This is a genomic window from Streptomyces clavifer (genome assembly GCF_036345975.1).
In the GTDB taxonomy this organism is placed as follows: domain Bacteria; phylum Actinomycetota; class Actinomycetes; order Streptomycetales; family Streptomycetaceae; genus Streptomyces; species Streptomyces clavifer.
Genome location: NZ_CP107793.1, coordinates 5,981,533 through 6,000,698, shown reverse-complemented (window position 1 = coordinate 6,000,698; position 19,166 = coordinate 5,981,533). Strand labels below are relative to the sequence as shown.

The following is a 19,166-nucleotide window of genomic DNA, read 5'->3' as shown; positions in this document are numbered from 1 at the left end:
CGGGGGCGTACGCACTCACCGCAGCGCGTACGCCCCCGGGTTCGCCAGTACGTCGTGCACCACCCGGGCGGCCGCGCCCCGGGCCGCGTCTCCCGAGAGGGACGAGGCCCGGAGCCGGCTGCCTTTCTCGTGCCAGCGGCCGGACACCACGCGCGCGGTGAGCTGGGCGTCCGCGGACGCCTCCAGCCACGGCATCAGATTGCGGTATATCCCGCCGAGGACGACCGCCTCCGGGTCGAAGAGGTTCACCGCGCCGGCCAGGACCACGCCCAGCCGGTCCCCCGCCTCCCGCAGCGCCTCCACGGCCCGTGCCTCTCCGGCTGCGGCCCGCTGTTCCAGCTCGCCGATCCCCCGGACTCCCGTCGCGGGGTCGATCCCGGCGGCTTCCAGCAGCGCGGCCCGTCCCGCGTACTGCTCCAGGCAGCCGCGCGCACCGCAGCGGCAGAGCGGGCCCTGCGGGTCGACGACCATGTGGCCGATCTCGCCGGCGAAGCCGTGCGCTCCGCGCAGCATCTCGCCGTTCAGCACGAGCGCCCCGCCGACGCCGATCTCACCCGTGAGGTAGAGGAAGGTGCGTACGCCCCCGAGTCCGCCGAACCAGAGCTCGGCCAGGGCCGCCAGATTGGCCTCGTTGTCGGAGCCGACCGCCAGTGCCCGGCCGGCCGGGCGCAGGGTGCTGAGCGCCTGCCCGAAGATGCCCTCGGCCGCGACCCTGTTCCAGCCGAGGTTGGGTGCCTGGCGGACGACGCCGCCGGAGACCAGGCCGGGCAGGGCCAGCTCGACGCCGACGACGCGCAGTTCCTGTTCGAGGGTGGACCCGATGACGCGGTTGGTGAGCCGGGCCGCGTGGGCGAGCACCTCGGCGGCCGGGACGCCCCGGTGGTCGGTGTGCTCGGTGACGCGGACCCGGTCGGTACCGGTGAGGTCGACGGCGCACACCGACACGTAGTCGATGTTGATCTCCACGCCGAGCCCCGCCGGACCCGTCCGGGCGAGCTTCAGCACGGTGCCGGGGCGCCCGGCCGATCCGCTGGAGGTCTTGCCCGACTCGCTGAGGCAGCCGAGGGCGAGGAGTTCCTCGACGAGGGAGGAGACGGCGGCCCTGGTGAGCCCGACGAGGTTCGCCACCCGGGCCCGGGTGACCTCGCCCTCTTCGCGTACGGTCCGGAGCACGAGGCTGAGGTTGTGGCGCCGCACGGACTCGTGGCCGGCCTTGGCCGCGAGCGAGGTCAGATTGTTCTTCATCAGGTGTGTGAGCCTAACGGCGAAGGGCCGTACCCCGGGGGATACGGCCCTCGTTGCCTTCCGGATCCGCTAGTTGCGGATCAGGCTGCGCAGCACGTACTGCAGGATGCCGCCGTTGCGGTAGTAGTCAGCCTCACCGGGGGTGTCGATGCGGACGACGCCGTCGAACTCCACTCCGGTGTCGGTGGTGACCTTCACGGTGGTCGGCGTGGTGCCGTTGTTCAGCTCGGTCACACCGGTGAAGGAGAAGGTCTCCTCGCCGGTCAGGCCGAGGGACTCGGCGGTGTGGCCCTCCGGGAACTGGAGCGGGAGGACGCCCATGCCGATGAGGTTCGAGCGGTGGATGCGCTCGTAGGACTCGGCGATGACGGCCTTGACGCCCAGGAGCGCGGTGCCCTTGGCCGCCCAGTCGCGGGAGGAGCCGGAGCCGTACTCCTTGCCCGCCAGGATGACGAGCGGGGTGCCCGCGGCCTGGTAGTTCTGCGAGGCGTCGTAGATGAACGACACGGGGCCGTCCGCCTGGGTGAAGTCCCGGGTGAAGCCGCCCTCGGTGCCCGGCGCGATCTGGTTGCGCAGGCGGATGTTGGCGAACGTGCCGCGGATCATGACCTCGTGGTTGCCTCGGCGCGAGCCGTAGGAGTTGAAGTCACGGCGCTCGATGCCGTGCTCCGTGAGGTACTTGCCGGCCGGGGTGTCGGCCTTGATGGCACCGGCCGGGGAGATGTGGTCGGTGGTGACCGAGTCGCCGAGCTTGGCCAGGACGCGGGCGCCGGTGATGTCGTCGACCGGGGTCGTCTCCATCGTCATGCCCTCGAAGTACGGGGGCTTGCGCACGTAGGTGGACTCGGAGTCCCACTCGAAGGTGTTGCCGGTGGGGATCGAGAGCGCCTGCCACTGGGCGTCGCCCGCGAAGACGTCCTGGTAGGACTTGTTGAACATGTCCTCGCCGATGGAGTTGGCGACGACGTCGTTGACCTCGGCCTCGGAGGGCCAGATGTCCTGGAGGAAGACGGGCTTGCCGTCCTGGTCGACTCCGAGGGCGTCCTTGGTGATGTCGACCTTCATCGAACCGGCGATGGCGTACGCGACGACCAGCGGCGGGGACGCCAGGTAGTTCATCTTGACGTCGGGGTTGATCCGGCCCTCGAAGTTGCGGTTGCCGGAGAGCACCGAGGTCACGGCCAGGTCGTGGTCGTTGACGGCCTTGGAGACCTCTTCCGGCAGCGGTCCGGAGTTGCCGATGCAGGTGGTGCAGCCGTAGCCGACGAGGTTGAAGCCGACCTTGTCGAGGTACGGGGTCAGGCCCGCCTTGTCGAAGTAGTCGGTGACGACCTTGGAGCCCGGGGCGAGGGTGGTCTTGACCCACGGCTTGCGGGTCAGACCCTTCTCGACCGCCTTCTTGGCCACGAGCGCCGCGGCGACCATGACGTACGGGTTCGAGGTGTTGGTGCAGGAGGTGATCGCGGCGACGGTGACGGCGCCGTGGTCGAGCTCGTACGTCGTGCCGTCCGGGGCCGTGACCGTGACCGGGTTCGACGGGACGCCGTTGGGGGACACGGCCGGGCTGTCGGAGGCCGGGAAGGACTCCTTGCTCGCCTCCATGTCGTCGCTGACGTAGTTGCGTACGTCCTCGGCGAACTTCGCCTTGGCGTTCGCCAGGACGATGCGGTCCTGCGGGCGCTTCGGGCCGGCGATGGAGGGGACGACCGTGGAGAGGTCGAGCTCCAGCTTCTCGGAGAAGTCCGGCTCGGCGGCCGGGTCCAGCCAGAGGCCCTGCTCCTTGGCGTACGCCTCGACGAGCGCGACCTGCTGGGCGTCACGGCCGGTGAGGCGGAGGTACTTCAGCGTCTCGTCGTCGATCGGGAAGATCGCGGCGGTGGAGCCGAACTCCGGCGACATGTTGCCGATGGTGGCGCGGTTCGCGAGGGAGGTGGCGGCGACGCCCTCACCGTAGAACTCGACGAACTTACCGACGACGCCGTGCTTGCGCAGCATCTCGGTGATGGTCAGCACGAGGTCGGTGGCGGTGGTGCCGGCCGGGAGCTCGCCGGTCAGCTTGAAGCCGACGACACGCGGGATGAGCATGGAGACCGGCTGGCCGAGCATCGCCGCCTCGGCCTCGATGCCGCCGACGCCCCAGCCGAGCACACCGAGGCCGTTGACCATGGTGGTGTGGGAGTCGGTGCCGACGAGGGTGTCGGGGTACGCCTGGCCGTTGCGGACCATGACCGTGCGGGCCAGGTGCTCGATGTTCACCTGGTGCACGATGCCTGTGCCCGGGGGGACGACCTTGAACTCGTCGAAGGCGGTCTGGCCCCAGCGCAGGAACTGGTAGCGCTCCTTGTTGCGGCCGTACTCCAGCTCGACGTTCTGGGCGAACGCGTCGTTGGTGCCGAACTTGTCGGCGATGACGGAGTGGTCGATGACCAGCTCGGCCGGGGCCAGCGGGTTGATCTTCGCCGGGTCGCCGCCGAGCTCCTTCACGGCCTCACGCATGGTGGCGAGGTCCACGACGCACGGGACGCCCGTGAAGTCCTGCATGATCACGCGGGCCGGCGTGAACTGGATCTCCTGGCTGGGCTGGGCCTGCGAGTCCCATCCGCCCAGTGCCCGGATGTGATCGGCGGTGATGTTCGCGCCGTCCTCGGTACGGAGCAGGTTCTCCAGCAGCACCTTCAGGCTGTAAGGGAGGCGCGCGGAGCCCTCGACCTTGTCCAGCTTGAAGATCTCGTACGACTCGTCGCCCACGCGCAGCGTGCTGCGGGCGTCGAAGCTGTTCGCCGACACGACAGTCTCCTTCTTCAATGTGCGCGTATCACCGCGCCGCGCCTCATGGCGGCCTGCGCCGCTCGGTGCCGCCTGCGGCCCCCACCATCCGCTAAGGTAAGGGTTAGTTAGGTAACCCTTACCGGGCGGCGGCTGCGGTACGCCTCGGCAGATATCTCGATGTCGAGATAACTCTAGTGCATAGCCGCCGCGCGGTCATGCGCGGGCGCCCCTTGTGGTGTGCCGTCGACGGCTGCGCGCTGTCGTCGAAGCCGGACTCGGGCGATGCGTGTCACCGGGTGTGAGCGGTCCTTCACTCACGCCGGATGTTTCGCCGCCCTCGGCCCGGCGGGCTCCTGGGACGTCCGGGCAGTGCGGCTGTCAGGACGTGGCGGGATGCGGGCGGCAGGGGCGTCCGGCGGGTGGGCCCGCGGCGGCGGCTCACGGGCAGCAAGGGGCCCGACGGAAAGGCCCGTGAAGGCGGCTTACAGGCGGCAAGGGCGCCCGGCGCGGAGAGCCCCGTGAAGGCGTACGCGGGTCCCGCGTCGATGCGTCCGAGCCGGACTCCCGACGAGGGCGACGTGCGGCGCGGCCTCCGCAGGCGGGCCGCGCCGGTTTCCGGTCAGCCCGCGGCGAGCAGCTCGAGCGTGTCGATGACGCGGTTCGAGAAGCCCCACTCGTTGTCGTACCAGGCGACCACCTTCACATGGCGGCCGTCGACGCGGGTGAGAGCCGAGTCGAAGATCGACGAGGCAGGATTACCCGTGATGTCGGACGACACGAGCGGGTCGTCCGAGTACTCGAGCACGCCCGCCAGCGGACCCTGCGCCGCGGCGCGGTACGCCTCGAGCACGTCCTCGCGGGTCACGTCGCGAGCGACGGTCGTGTTGAGTTCGACGATCGATCCCACCGGAACCGGCACGCGGATCGAGTCGCCCGACAGCTTGCCGTCGAGGTTCGGCAGCACGAGCCCGATCGCCTTGGCGGCACCGGTCGTGGTCGGCACGATGTTGACGGCGGCCGCGCGGGCGCGACGGGCGTCGCGGTGCGGACCGTCCTGCAGGTTCTGCTCCTGCGTGTAGGCGTGCACCGTCGTCATGAAGCCGTGCTCGATGCCGGCGAGACCGTCGAGCACCGCGGCCAGCGGCGCGAGCGCGTTGGTCGTGCACGAGGCGTTCGAGATGATCGTGTGCGCGGCAGGGTCGTACGCGTCGGTGTTGACTCCGAACGCGAGTGTGACGTCGGCGCCGTCGGCCGGCGCGCTGATGAGTACCTTCTTCGCACCCGCGTCGAGATGGGCGCCGGCGGCCTTGGCCGACGTGAAGCGGCCGGTCGCCTCGAGCACGATGTCGACGCCGAGCTCGGCCCAGGGCAGCTGCGCCGGTTCGCGCTCGGCGAGCACGGTGATGCGACGGCCGTCGACGACGAGGGTGCTCCCGTCGACGGTCACCGGACGGCCGAGCCGGCCCGCCGTCGTGTCATAGGCCAGCAGCCGCGCGAGGGTGGCGGGTTCTGTGAGGTCGTTGACGGCGACGATCTCGAGGTCGCTGTCGCGTTCGAGCAGTGCGCGCAGCACATTGCGTCCGATGCGGCCGAATCCGTTGATGGCGATGCGAGTCATGTGTGGTGTCCCTTCGGGTTACCACCAGGTTCCCGCGCGGTGTCCGCCGGTGACAGCGGCGTGATCGCCAGGGTCCGCAAGGATCACGCCAGGGCTACTGCCCCTGGGCGAAGGTGCGCCGGTACTCGCTCGGCGTGGTGTCGAGGATGCGCTGGAAGTGCAGCCGCAGATTCGCCCCGGTGCCGAGTCCGACGTCGGCGGCGATCTGCTCGATGCCCCGCTGCGAACGCTCCAGCAGCTCACGGGCCACGTCGATGCGGGCTCGCATGACCCACTGCATCGGCGTGTACCCGGTGTCCTCGACGAAGCGCCGGGAGAACGTGCGCGGCGAGACCGCCGCGTGCCGGGCGAGCACGTCGAGGGTGAGGGGCTCTCCGAGCCGGTGCAGCGCCCACTCCCGGGTGGCGGCGAACCGCTCACCGAGCGACTCGGGCACACTGCGCGGCACGTACTGCGCCTGACCGCCGCTGCGGTAGGGGGCCGCCACCAGGCGCCGCGCCGCATGGTTCGACGCGGACACCCCCAGATCACCGCGCAGGATGTGCAGGCACAGGTCGATGCCCGAGGCTGCGCCGGCCGACGTCAGCACGCTGCCCTCGTCCACGAACAGGACGTTCGCGTCGACCCGTACGAGCGGACGCTTCGCCGCCAGTGCCCGCGTGTAGTGCCAGTGCGTCGTGGCGCGCCGGCCGTCGAGCAGTCCCGTGGCGGCGAGCGCGAAGGCACCCGTCGAGATGGCCGCGAGCCGCGCACCCCGGTCGTGGGCGGCGATCAGCGCCTCGATGACGGCCTGCGGGGGGTCCTCACGGTCCGGGTGCCGGTAGCCGGGAACGAAGACGATGTCAGCCCACGCCAGGGCGTCGATGCCGTGGGCGACGTCGTACGACAGGCCGTCGCCGCCGGTCACGAGACCGGGCGCCGCACCGCACACCCGCACCTCGTACGGCATGCTCGCGCGGGTCGTGAACACCTGCGCGGGGATACCGACATCGAGGGGCTTCGCGCCTTCGAGCACGAGGACGGCGACGCGGTGCGGGGGCGAGGCGGACACGGGGAAGAGGGTACCCGGGGCACTCGACGGAGCTTTGCGCGCCGCGGCGGGGCCATGGGCGCATCACGTCCGGCGTGTCCGTGCGTTGCGTTCGTATACGTTCCTGATACGGCGTGGCCGCGCCCGCCGGAGAAGCGGGCGCGGTCACCGGGGGGCGGGGCCGAGCCGGTACGGATGACGGCCCCGTCCCCCGGTGTTCGCGGAGGGCGGGTCCCTCGCCCCTCGTCAGGCGCCCACGTAGGCCGCGAGGTGCTCGCCGGTGAGGGTGGTGCGGGCGGCGACGAGGTCGGCGGGTGTGCCCTCGAAGACGATCCGGCCGCCGTCGTGTCCGGCGCCGGGGCCGAGGTCGACGATCCAGTCGGCGTGCGCCATGACCGCCTGGTGGTGCTCGACGACGATGACCGACTTGCCGGAGTCCACGAGCCGGTCGAGCAGGCCGAGCAGCTGCTCCACATCGGCGAGGTGGAGGCCGGTGGTGGGCTCGTCCAGGATGTAGACGCCGCCCTTCTCGCCCATGTGGGTCGCCAGCTTGAGCCGCTGCCGCTCGCCGCCGGACAGGGTGGTGAGGGGCTGGCCGAGGCTGAGGTAGCCGAGCCCGACGTCGGCGAGCCGCTCCAGGATCCGGTGCGCGGCCGGTGTGCGCGCCTCGCCGTCGCCGAAGAACCCGGCGGCCTCGGCCACCGACATCGCGAGCACCTCGCTGATGTCGCGGCCGCCGAAGTGGTGCTCCAGGACCGAGGCGTGGAACCGCTTTCCCTCGCACTCCTCGCAGGTGGAGGCGACACCGGCCATCATCGCCAGGTCGGTGTAGATGACTCCGGCACCGTTGCAGGTGGGACAGGCACCCTCGGAGTTGGCGCTGAACAGCGCCGGCTTCACCCCGTTGGCCTTCGCGAACGCCTTCCGGATGGGGTCGAGCAGTCCGGTGTACGTCGCCGGGTTGCTCCGCCGCGAACCGCGGATCGCGGCCTGGTCGATCGACACGACACCCTCGCCCGCGGGGATCGACCCGTGCACCAGCGAGCTCTTGCCGGACCCGGCGACACCGGTGACGACGACGAGCACCCCCAGCGGGATGTCGACGTCCACGTCGCGCAGGTTGTGCGTCGCCGCGCCGCGGATCTCCAGCGTGCCGGTTGCCTTTCGCACTTCCTCCTTGGGGGCCGCCCGGTCGTCGAAATGGCGGCCGGTGACGGTGTCGCCTGCCCTCAGCCCCTCGACGGTGCCCTCGAAGCAGACGGTGCCACCGCCCGTACCCGCGCCGGGTCCCAGGTCGACGACGTGGTCGGCGATCACGATCGTCTCCGGCTTGTGCTCCACGACGAGCACCGTGTTGCCCTTGTCCCGGAGTCGCAGGAGCAGGTCGTTCATCCGCTGGATGTCGTGCGGGTGCAGGCCGATGGTGGGCTCGTCGAAGACGTAGGTGACATCGGTGAGCGAGGAGCCGAGGTGACGGATCATCTTGACGCGCTGCGCCTCGCCTCCGGAGAGCGTCCCCGCCGACCGGTCGAGCGAGAGGTAGCCGAGCCCGATCTCCACGAAGGAGTCGAGGGTCCCGAGGAGCGTGGTGAGCAGCGGCGCGACCGAGGGCTCGTCGAGGCCGCGGACCCATTCGGCCAGGTCGCTGATCTGCATCGCACAGGCGTCGGCGATGCTGATCCCGGCGATCTTCGACGACCGGGCCGCTTCGCCGAGCCGGGTGCCGTCGCACTCGGGGCAGGTGGTGAAGGTGACCGCACGGTCCACGAACGCGCGGATGTGCGGCTGCATCGCCTCCCGGTCCTTGGACAGGAAGGACTTCTGGATCTTGGGGATCAGGCCTTCGTAGGTGAGGTTCACGCCCTCGACCTTGACCTTGACGGGCTCCTTGTGGAGGAAGTCCTGCATCTCCCTCTTGGTGAACTCGCGGATCGGCTTGTCCGGGTCGAGCAGGCCCGACTCGGCGTAGACCCGCACCGTCCAGAAGCTGTCCGACTTCCAGCCGGGAATGGTGAACGCACCCTCGGCCAGCGACTTGGAGTCGTCGTAGAGCTGTGTGAGGTCGATGTCGGAGACCGTGCCGCGGCCCTCGCAGCGCGGGCACATACCGCCGATGATCTGGAAGTCGCGGCGCTCCTTCACGGTCCGTCCGGCGCGCTCCATGGTGACCGCGCCGGCCCCGCTGATCGAGGCGACGTTGAACGAGAACGCCTTGGGCGAGCCGATGTGCGGCTTGCCGAGCCGGCTGAAGAGGATGCGCAGCATCGCGTTGGCGTCGGTCGCGGTGCCGACCGTGGAACGGGGGTCGGAGCCCAGCCGCTGCTGGTCGACGATGATCGCGGTCGTCAGTCCTTCGAGCACGTCGACCTCGGGACGCGCCTGCGTCGGCATGAAGCCCTGGACGAACGCACTGTAGGTCTCGTTGATCATCCGCTGCGACTCCGCGGCGAGCGTGCCGAACACCAGCGAGCTCTTGCCCGAGCCGGAGACGCCGGTGAACACCGTCAGCCGACGCTTCGGGATCTCGACGCTGACGTCCTTGAGGTTGTTCACGCGCGCGCCGTGCACACGGATCAGGTCATGGGTGTCGGCAGCGTGCGGCGCAGGCGACTGCGCGTCCTTCTTCGTGGGCATGCTCTTCGTGTCTCCATCCGTGGGGCGGGGCCGCCTCCGCGGCCTCCGCTTTCCTGCGTCCGTCTGCGTCTCGCCCGCTCGTCGCGCGCGCGTCTCGTTCCACGCCGTTTCCTGCCGCACGGGAACGGTCGCGGCAACGGCTCGTCGCCCAACGGTCCGGCAGTGGCTCCGGGGTGGCGCAGGACCGCGGCATCGGCCGTTGCGGTCCGGCTCGCCGCTCCGGTGGCGGTGGCCTCGGGCGGGGCGCACGCGACGAGGTGGCCTCGGCCGCACGCGACGACCGGGGCCGGTGGACGGCTCAGCGGAGCTCGTTGAAGCGGACGAGGTTGCCCGCGGGATCGCGGAACGCGCAGTCGCGCACACCATACGGCTGCTCGGTCGGCTCCTGGACGACGTCGGCGCCGCCGGCCCGCAGCCGCTCGAAGGTGCCGTCGAGGTCGGAGGTGCCCAGGATGATGTGTCCATAGGTGCCCTTGGCCATCATGTCGACGACGGTGCGGCGCTCGTCGTCCGTGATGCCCGGGTCGACGGCGGGCGGTGTCAGGACGATGGACGTGTCGGGCCGGCCGACGGGGCCGACCGTGATCCAGCGCATGCCGCCGTAGGCGACGTCGTTGCGGACTTCGAAGCCGAGCGTGTCGCGGTAGAAGGCCAGGGCGGCGTCGGCGTCGTCGTGCGGGAGGAAGGTGGAGTGAATCGTGAGGTCCATGGGATGCACGCTAGCTTCGGCCCGATGGCCGCGCTTCTCGATTCCTGATCGGTCGCGTCACCTGTTTCGCGAGGCATGACGGCATGCCCTGCGTCGCGGCCGCGGCCTCCCGCCGGTAGGTGCTGGGCGGCATCCCGACCAGCTCCGTGAACCGGGTGCTGAACGTGCCCAGCGACGAGCAGCCGACCTCGAAGCAGACCTCGGTCACGCTGAGGTCGCCACGCCGCAGCAGCGTCATCGCGCGCTCGATGCGCCGCGTCATCAGATAGCCGTACGGCGACTCGCCGTACGCTTGGCGGAACTCACGGCTGAGGTGCCCGGCCGACATGTGCTCGCCCCGGGCGAGCGCCTCGACGTCCAGCGGCTGCGCGTACTCCCGGTCGATGCGGTCACGGATCCGACGCAGTCGCACGAGGTCGCTCAGACGCTGCTCCGCGGTGGGTCTGCTGGTCACGTACGAAAGCGTACGGTGCGCCGGGCCGCCCGGCAGCTGATCCTCAGGACCGCCCGCCCGCCGGGTCTCCCGCCGGTCCACACCCGACCATCACTCGAACGGCACACCCCAGCGCGGCCTTCATCTCATATCTGAGATAGCGTTTGGGCATGGAAGACGACTACCTCGCCCGTATCGGCAAGCTCATCCGTGACGCCCGTCAGCACCGGGGCTGGACACAGTCACAGCTTGCCGAGGCGCTCTCGACCAGTCAGAGTGCCGTCAACCGCATCGAGCGCGGTAACCAGAACATCAGCCTTGAGATGATCGCCCGTATCGGCGAGGCCCTCGACAGTGAGATCGTATCCATCGGCTACGCCGGCCCCATGCACCTGCGGGTGGTCGGCGGGCGACGGCTGTCCGGCTCCATCGACGTCAAGACGAGCAAGAACGCCTGCGTCGCCCTGCTCTGCGGCTCGCTGCTCAACAAGGGCCGCACCGTACTGCGCCGAGTGGCCCGCATCGAGGAGGTCTTCCGCCTCCTGGAGGTCCTCAACTCCATCGGTGTGCGCACCCGTTGGATCAACGACGGTGTCGACCTGGAAATCCTTCCGCCCGCCGAGCTCGACCTGGAGTCCATCGACGCCGACGCCGCGCGCAGGACCCGGTCGATCATCATGTTCCTCGGCCCGCTGCTGCACCGACTGGACCGGTTCACCCTGCCGTACGCGGGGGGCTGCGACCTCGGCACCCGCACGATCGAGCCGCACATGATCGCCCTGCGCCGCTTCGGCCTGGAGATCGCCGCGACCGACGGGCTCTACCACGCGCAGGTCGACCACGAGGTCCGGCCCGGCCGCCCCATCGTCCTGACCGAGCGCGGCGACACCGTGACCGAGAACGCCCTGCTGGCAGCCGCCCGCCACGACGGCACGACCGTCATCCGCAACGCCTCCTCCAACTACATGGTCCAGGACCTGTGCTTCTTCCTGGAGGCACTCGGCGTCACGGTGGACGGGGTCGGCACGACGACCCTCACCGTGCACGGTGTGCCGGAGATCGACGTGGACGTCGACTACTCCCCCTCGGAGGACCCGGTCGAGGCGATGAGCCTGCTGGCCGCCGCCGTTGTGACGGAATCCGAGCTGACGATCCGCCGGGTCCCCATCGAGTTCCTGGAGATCGAGCTCGCGGTCCTGGAGGAGATGGGCGTCGACTGCGACCGCACGGCGGAGTACGCCGCCGACAACGGCCGCACCCGGCTGGTGGACCTGACCGTACGGCCCTCCAAACTGGAGGCGCCCATCGACAAGATCCACCCGATGCCGTTCCCCGGGCTCAACATCGACAACGTGCCGTTCTTCGCGGCCATCGCGGCCTCCGCGCACGGCAAGACCCTGATCCACGACTGGGTCTACGACAACCGTGCCATCTACCTCACCGATCTCAACCGTCTCGGCGGCCGACTGCAACTCCTGGACCCGCACCGGGTCCTGGTCGAGGGCCCGACCCGCTGGCGCGCCGCCGAGATGATGTGCCCGCCCGCGCTGCGGCCGGCGGTGGTGGTGCTGCTGGCGATGATGGCGGCCGAGGGGACGTCCGTACTGCGCAACGTGTACGTGATCAACCGGGGGTACGAGGAGCTGGCGGAGCGGCTCAACTCGGTGGGGGCGCAGATCGAGATCTTCCGGGACATCTGAAAGCCTGCAAAAATGGCACCGCCACACCCCTTCTGACCTGCACAAATGCGAGTCGAGGCGGGGTGTGACGGAGTCCCTGGGACTTTTCTGGGACTTTGAACCAGGAGCGATGGCCTCCGTGCACCGGGCTCTTCACGCGATGAGCCATCGCAAACATGTCGGCCTGAGCGCTTGATGGAAAAGCCCAGGTCAGAGACCATTTCTCAGCTCGCCGTCCTACGTGTGGCTACCTGGAGCGTCAACGCCGACAGCCGGCGAACAGGCTGCCAAAGCCATGTCACCCATCGGGTCCGCCCCCGTCGGCTCCGGACGCCAGCTCATCTGTCATGCCCCGCCATCTGTCCGGACAACGTCATGGGCCATGCCCGCCGGCCGACGACACTCCGCACCCGCGCGGAGGAACTTCTCTGGCACGGACGCCAACGACTTCGCGCCGTACCGGGAGAACCCCATTCCCGGCCCGGCCTCCGCCTGGGCGAGGTTACGACGCGATGGTGGGTGACCGCGGAAAGCAGGCGCCTGTGGGTAGCGGCCAGATAGGCCGACCCCTTCAGCGCCTGCCGTCAAAGGCCATGGTTCGGTGCGGTCCGGCCCTGTCCTCGGCCGCCTCCCGCCGGGCCGCGAGGTAGGCGCCGACCCTCGGTCGAGGGCGTCACCGACGACAGTGGCCAGCACCCGGCCGATCATGGTCCGCGAAGCCAACAGCGCCACTGAAGGCTCCACTCCCGCACGTCGACAGCAAGCAAGGTCCGCGAACGAGGCGCACCTTCACTCCCCCACAGTCGCCACAATCACGCTGGCCTCCAAACAGAAACCAAGGCTTGGCCGACTGCCCTCCGGGTGTTCAACTACCGCCTCCAGGGCAGGGCGGCGTGTTCACGCCAATCGCCCATCCCGAGGCGACTGGCCGACCGCGCGACCAGGGGACACTCCAGGCGCCGTTCGGTGCGTCACGTCGGGATCCAGCCCCATCCACGGCCGTGCGTTAGTTCGATCCGCTTTTGGATCAAGCATCACCCCGACTCTGTTCACGACTTACTCACGGGTGATGCACTGTGCGCACACAAGCGCGAAGACTCCTCACGACACTCCTGGCTCTGGCTCTCCTGGCTGTCGCAGGGGTCATCCCCTCCTGGGCATCCCCCGGAGGCCAACAGACCTCCATACCCCCATCGGCTGCCATACGGACGGCCGCGGCGAGAACCGCTTCGGATCTCCCGAAGCCGCCCAAGGCCATGACGCTGGCCGAGAGACGCCAGCAGGTGAAGCGGGACCGGGGCGAGCTGTCGCCCATGCACAACTACATCGCCCCGCGCGCAGAAAAGCCGTCCGGCACACCGCACCCCCGCCCCACCGAACCTGCCGACCGAGGCCCGGCCGCAAACAGATCGGCAACTCCGTTCGGCGCACAGGCAACAGGGAATCCCACGTGGGTCAGCGCGTACGCCACTGCTTACCCGGCGATGTTGTCGATCGGCGGGCAACTGCAGCTACCAACGGGCACGACGGCTTCCTCGGTATCCGGGATGTGGCTCTACGTCCGCGACGAGGCCGGGAACTTCGTCCTCCAGCAGGAGATCAAGCGCTCCACCGGTGACCCTTCGGGCCGCTACCTCGACAACGGCGCCTGGTGCTACGGATGGTGGCCGGGCAACGCCTACCCCGCCGACCAGTGCTTCTGGTGGAGCGGCAGCACGCTCGGGGGGCATCTCGAGGACGGCAAGAAGTACTACGCCTGGATCTTCCTCACCGGCACGGACGGGTCGTCGAGTCCGGGTGGAACCACCTCTCCCCTGGTGGAAGCCTTCTACACGCCCGACATCCCTGGGGCGCAGGCGGGCATCTGCACCTGCTACGCCCAAGCCCACCGTGCCGACCCGGTCAACACGGCGACCGGCATGTTCTTCGAACAGCTCACCGACGCCTCCCTGGTCGGCCCAGGTGTGCCCCTCGCCCTGGAACGCACGTACCGTTCCGACTCGACCGCAGCGGGCCTGCTGGGACGCGGCTGGGCGACACCGTTCGACTCGAAGCTCACGGTTGCGACGGGAAAGGTCACCTACCGGGCGGACGACGGGGCGTCGTTCGTGTTCACGCAGAACGGCGACGGGACGTACAAAGCCCCGGCCGGGTCGGCAGCCAAGCTGGTCAAAGGCACCAGCGACTACATGCTGACCACGCCCGACCACACCAAGCGGACCTTCACCAGCGGTGGTCAGCTCGTTTCCGTCGTGGACAAGGCAGGGAAGGGGCTGAACCTGACGTACGTGTCCGGCAAGCTCGCCTCCGTCAAGGACGCCGCCGGACGCACGACGACCCTCACGGTCGGCGCGGACGGGCTGCTGACCAAGGTGGCCCTGCCGGACACGACCTCGGTGTCCTACGGCTACACCGGTGGTCTGCTGACCTCGGTGACCGACCCCGCCGGAAAGACCTCTTCCTACACGTATGACGCGAACAAGCGGCTGTCGTCCTACACCGACCCCGCAGGCGGCAAGGTCAGCAACACCTACGACACCGCAGGCCGGATCACTTCCCAGACCGACCAGAACACCAAGACGACCACCTTCACCTGGGACGGCCGTCGCGAGTCGCACACCACGGCGCCCGACGGCGGCGTGTGGACCGACGTGTACTCCGGCAACGTCCTCATGTCGACCATCGACCCGTACGGCAAGAGCATCACCTACGACTACGACCGCAATCTGCGGCCCGTGGGCATCACCGACCAACGCGGCCACACCACGTCGATGACGTACGACAGCGCCGGCCGGATGCTGACGCGCAGTTCGCCCTCAGGGCTCGGCTACAAGGAGATCTGGACGTACGACGCGTCGGGCAACATCACCAGCCACACCGACGGCCGCAGCAACAAGACCACGTACGCGTACAACACGTCCAACCAGCTGACGACAACCACCGACCCGCTCGGCGGCACCACCGTCTACACGTACACGACGCTCGGCGCCATCCAGACCGTAAAGACGCCACGGGGCAAGGTCACCACCTACGGCTACGACACGGCCGGGAACCGCACGTCGGTGACCACGCCCCTGGGTGAGAAGGCGACGTTCACCTACGACGCGGCCGGGCGGATCCTGACCAAGACGGACCCGCGCGGCAACGTCACCGGCGCTGACCCCGCCGCCTTCACGACGACGTACGCCTACGACGGGCGAGGTCTACTCAGCTCGGCCACCGACCCACTGGGCCGTACCACGGCCTACACGTACAACGGCGCGGAGCAGCTCCTCACCGCGAAGAACCCTGAGGGCGACACCACGGCATTCGCCTACGACGATGTCGGGCACCTGACGCGAACGACAGACCCGGCGGGCAAGTTCGTCACCCGCACCTACAGCGCCGCCGGACACCTCGCCTCCGAGACGGACGCCGCCGGCAACAAGACCACCTACACCTACGACAAGGTGGGCCGCCTGCTCACCAGCGTCTCCCCGCGCGGCAACGCCACAGGCAACGACCCGGCCGCCCACACCACCAACTACGCCTACGACGCCGCAGGCAACAGCACCAAGGTCACCGGCCCCACCGGCGCGTTCACCACCACGACCTACGACGCGATCAACCGGCCGCTGGTGAACACCAACCAGCTGGGCCACACCACCGCCTACACGTACGACGCCAACGACAACGTCACCAAGGTCACCGACGCCGCAGGCAAGACGACCCTTTCGGTCTACGACAAGAACAATCGGCTGACCAGCAGCACCAACCAGCTGAGCAAGACCAGCACCTACACCTACGACGCCGACGGGAACCTGCTCAGCAGCACCTCGCCCCTGGGCAACAAGGAAAGCTGGACCTACGACGACGACGGCCGCCAGGCCACCGCCGTCGACCCGCGAGGCAACGTCACCGGCGCCTCCCCCGCCCAGTACACCACCACCTACGACTACGACCCGTCGGGCAACCCGACCACCGTCACCGACCCCCTCGGCAACGTGACCAGAACCGAGTACGACGCCGCGGGCAACGTCACCCGAAGCACGGACGCCGACCAGCGCGCCACCACCTACAGCTACAACAAGCTCGACCAACTGACCACCGTCACCGCCCCCGGCGGCGCGGCCACCACCTACGGCTACGACGCGGTCGGCAATATGACCGGTCGCACCGACGCCAACAACCACGTCACCACCTACGGTCATGACGCCGCGCACCGCCTGACGTCGGTCACCGACCCCCTGGACAGGGCGACGACGTACGCGTACGACGCGGACAGCAATCCGGTAAAGGTGACGACGCCCCGCGGCTCAACCACCCGGACGTATGACGTCCGCGGCCTGGTCACCAAGATCGACTACTCGGACTCCACGCCGGACGTCACCCTCGGCTACGACGACGCCGGGCAGATGACCGCCCGCGCCAACGCGAAGATCTCCGAGGACTTCGTCTACAACGCGGTCGGCGACCTCACCAAGACCCGCGGCTTCGCCTACACCTACGACGCCGCCGGGCAGATGCTCACCCGCAAGTACTCCGACGGCAACACCGTCGGCTACACCTACGACAACGACGGCCGCACCGCCACGATGACGGCCGACGGCGCCACCACCACCTACACCTCCGACGCGGCGGGCAACCTCACCAAGACGGCACTGCCCAACACGGAGACCGAGGAACGCACCTACGACCGGGCGGGCCGCGTCACCGCCGTCACCTCCGCCAAGGCGGGCACGACAGTCACCAAGACCGCCCTGACCCTCTCGGCGGCCGGCCTGCCCACCCGCGTCGACGTCACGCGGGCCGGAGTCGGCACCGGCGGCTACGACCAGACCTACGACACCGCGGGCCGCATCACCGCCGGCTGCTACCCCCAGCCCTGGGTCACCGGCTGCGCCGCGACCCGCACCACGTCCTACACCTATGACAAGGTCGGCAACCGTCTGACCTCCACCCTCGGCGCCACGTCCACCAGCTACGCCTACGATGCCGCCGACCAGCTCACCTCCACCACCGCCGGGGCCACCACCACCGCGTACGAGTACGACGCGGAAGGCAACCAGACAAAGGCCGGCGCCGACACCTTCATCTACGACCTGGCCGGACAGATCTCCGCCGCCACCGTCGCAGGTGCCAACTACGCCTACGACCATGACGCCAGCGGCAACCAGGTCGCCACGCTCAAGGACGGCGCGGTCACCAGCCGGACCCAGTGGGACCCCAACGCACCCCTGCCGATCCTCGCTACCGAGTACGACAGCGCCTGGACCGTCAAGCAGTCGTACCGCTACGACCCCCTCGGCCAGCCCGCAGCCACCAAGACCGGCGCGGGTGCGGTGTTCTACTACCACCACGACACCCAGGGCTCCCCGCTCGACGTCACCAGTAGCACCGGCACCCTCCACCAGCGCTGGGCCTACGACCCATACGGCACCCGCGTCCTGGGCACCGTCACCGGAGGCGCCCCCGCGAGCACGCCCACCTACACCGGCGCCCGCTACGAGGCCACCACCGGCAACATCGACCTCCACGCCCGCCAGTACAACCCCGCCACCGGCCGCTTCACCAGCACCGACCCAGCTGCGCGCAGTGCCTCGACTCCCCACGTGTCCCCGTACGCCTACGCCGACAACAAGCCCACCCTGCTCACCGACCCCAGCGGCCGGACCCCCGAAGACCCGAACGACAGCGTCGACGGCATCGGCGACGTGCTGGGCATCTTCGGTGACGCCTTCGTCGACGTCGTCAAGTCACCGTTCGTGTTCCTCGGTGACGCGCAGGACGCCTTCACCGGCGAGAACGGCGGCGCCGGCGCCTTCCTCGACAAGTACCTCCCCGTACGCCCCGCCTACCGCCTCTACCGCGCCGAATACATGCTCCGCCAACAAGGCTGCGACGCACTCGCCGACCTCTACGCCGAAGCAGCCGAAGAGCTGACCCAACAGCTCGCCGTCACGGGACTCGGAGGACTGACCGGGTGGCGCAAGGCGGCGGCATCGCCTCGTGGTGCGGCTGGAGCCACCGTGATGGGGGTTCCACCTGCCTCGTCGTTCACCTGGGCCGGCGGAAGCGTCCGCTACACAAGGACCGCCACGGCAATCGGAGACGATACGAACACGATTCAGAATCTGCTGCGGTCCAAGGGCGACTACGGGCACGACGTCATTGTGCACGGCAACGAACAGGGAGAATTCATCGTTGACGGCAAGATAACCCACCCGCAGCAGATCGCCGAACTGGTCAGAGAAAATCCGCATTACAACGGAGGCCCCATTCAGTTGGTCACCTGTCACGGCGCTTGCAAGGCGGCCGGTGAACTCTCCAAGGCTCTGGGTGGCGTGGAAGTGAGAAACGCGAGCGGTCATCAGGTAGATCTCCACCCTCGGACCGGAAAGGTTCGCGAGTGGCCTGAGGGGGGCCAGGGCGACCCGAGGTAGAATTCTCCGAAAACAGCTCCGGATTATCCGTAAGGGTGCGTCCGGAACGAAAGCCGTGCGCACCCTTACGCACCAGTATAAGTATACCTATCACCGCCTCACGCGGTCCTGCTCAGGAAGCCGTCACATGCGCCAGGTCACCCCTCTCGGGTTTTTCAGCAGTATCTCCAGCCAGTCCCGCTTCAGCGTTAATGCGGAGGGCATCAAGAAACTCTCCGGACAGATGCCCGTACACGACTGCTCGCGCGTAGCGGAATACCTGAGAAGAGCTCCCGTGATCATCGCCCTCATGGGATATACGGAGGATGTCGTGGGCAAAAAGTTCGGCGTGATGGGTGGGTCCGCCCTTCACAGTGACGGCACCTACTACTGGCGTCGCGACACTGCCGAGTACGTGGAGACCTACAGGACGGGGCTCCCTTCTGGATTCATGGAGCACGGTGCGAGGATGCAGTGGAGCGTCCCCCATCTCAGCGATGCGGAAATTTTGGAGATCGATGATTTCTTCGAATCGCTTCGTACGCAGGGCTGAGTGGGAACGAGCCTGTTCCATCTGCCACCCCCACGGGCACCTCACGCCCCTTGTCCGACATCGCTGCCGGAAGTTGTTGCAGGATGCCTGCTGTA

The 19,166-nt window shown here is 68.9% G+C and carries 10 protein-coding genes; 3 read left to right on the top strand and 7 right to left on the bottom strand.

Annotated elements, in window-relative coordinates; translation table 11 throughout:
* Nucleotides 1-15: 15 nt before the first annotated feature.
* The 7 genes from OG927_RS26070 to OG927_RS26040 all read right to left on the bottom strand — a co-directional run bounded on the left by OG927_RS26070 (nt 16) and on the right by OG927_RS26040 (nt 10,459).
* A complete protein-coding gene (locus OG927_RS26070; protein WP_056791729.1) occupies nt 16-1,245 on the bottom strand; it encodes an ROK family protein in 1,230 nt (409 codons plus the stop codon).
* Between the two features lie 69 nt (nt 1,246-1,314).
* Entirely contained in the window at nt 1,315-4,032 is a 2,718-nt protein-coding gene (gene acnA, locus OG927_RS26065; RefSeq protein ID WP_056791727.1) for an aconitate hydratase AcnA, read from the bottom strand.
* Between the two features lie 601 nt (nt 4,033-4,633).
* Nucleotides 4,634-5,632, bottom strand: coding sequence for a type I glyceraldehyde-3-phosphate dehydrogenase (gene gap, locus OG927_RS26060; RefSeq protein WP_056791725.1), 999 nt, complete (start codon nt 5,630-5,632; stop codon nt 4,634-4,636).
* Between the two features lie 94 nt (nt 5,633-5,726).
* Nucleotides 5,727-6,683, bottom strand: coding sequence for a GlxA family transcriptional regulator (locus OG927_RS26055; RefSeq protein ID WP_319100116.1), 957 nt, complete (start codon nt 6,681-6,683; stop codon nt 5,727-5,729).
* 225 nt (nt 6,684-6,908) lie between these two features.
* On the bottom strand, nt 6,909-9,296 hold the full coding sequence (locus OG927_RS26050) for an excinuclease ABC subunit UvrA (RefSeq protein WP_319100118.1): 2,388 nt from the start codon (nt 9,294-9,296) through the stop codon (nt 6,909-6,911).
* Nucleotides 9,297-9,594: 298 nt separating this feature from the next.
* Nucleotides 9,595-10,005 carry a VOC family protein gene (locus OG927_RS26045; protein WP_056792483.1) on the bottom strand — a complete coding sequence of 137 codons (411 nt, stop codon included), beginning with the start codon at nt 10,003-10,005 and terminating at the stop codon, nt 9,595-9,597.
* Nucleotides 10,006-10,015: 10 nt separating this feature from the next.
* Nucleotides 10,016-10,459, bottom strand: a complete 444-nt coding sequence (locus OG927_RS26040) for a helix-turn-helix transcriptional regulator (protein WP_056792482.1) — start codon at nt 10,457-10,459, stop codon at nt 10,016-10,018.
* Between the two features lie 149 nt (nt 10,460-10,608).
* Here OG927_RS26040 and OG927_RS26035 point away from each other — a divergent pair, with 149 nt between their 5' ends.
* The 3 genes from OG927_RS26035 to OG927_RS26025 all read left to right on the top strand — a co-directional run bounded on the left by OG927_RS26035 (nt 10,609) and on the right by OG927_RS26025 (nt 19,071).
* Nucleotides 10,609-12,138, top strand: a complete 1,530-nt coding sequence (locus OG927_RS26035; RefSeq protein ID WP_056791715.1) for a helix-turn-helix domain-containing protein — start codon at nt 10,609-10,611, stop codon at nt 12,136-12,138.
* 1,235 nt (nt 12,139-13,373) lie between these two features.
* Nucleotides 13,374-18,539 (top strand): DUF6531 domain-containing protein, encoded by a 5,166-nt coding sequence (locus OG927_RS26030; protein WP_319712941.1) that lies wholly within the window; start codon nt 13,374-13,376, stop codon nt 18,537-18,539.
* Between the two features lie 127 nt (nt 18,540-18,666).
* Nucleotides 18,667-19,071 (top strand): hypothetical protein, encoded by a 405-nt coding sequence (locus tag OG927_RS26025; protein ID WP_056791702.1) that lies wholly within the window; start codon nt 18,667-18,669, stop codon nt 19,069-19,071.
* The last annotated feature ends 95 nt before the right edge of the window (nt 19,072-19,166 follow it).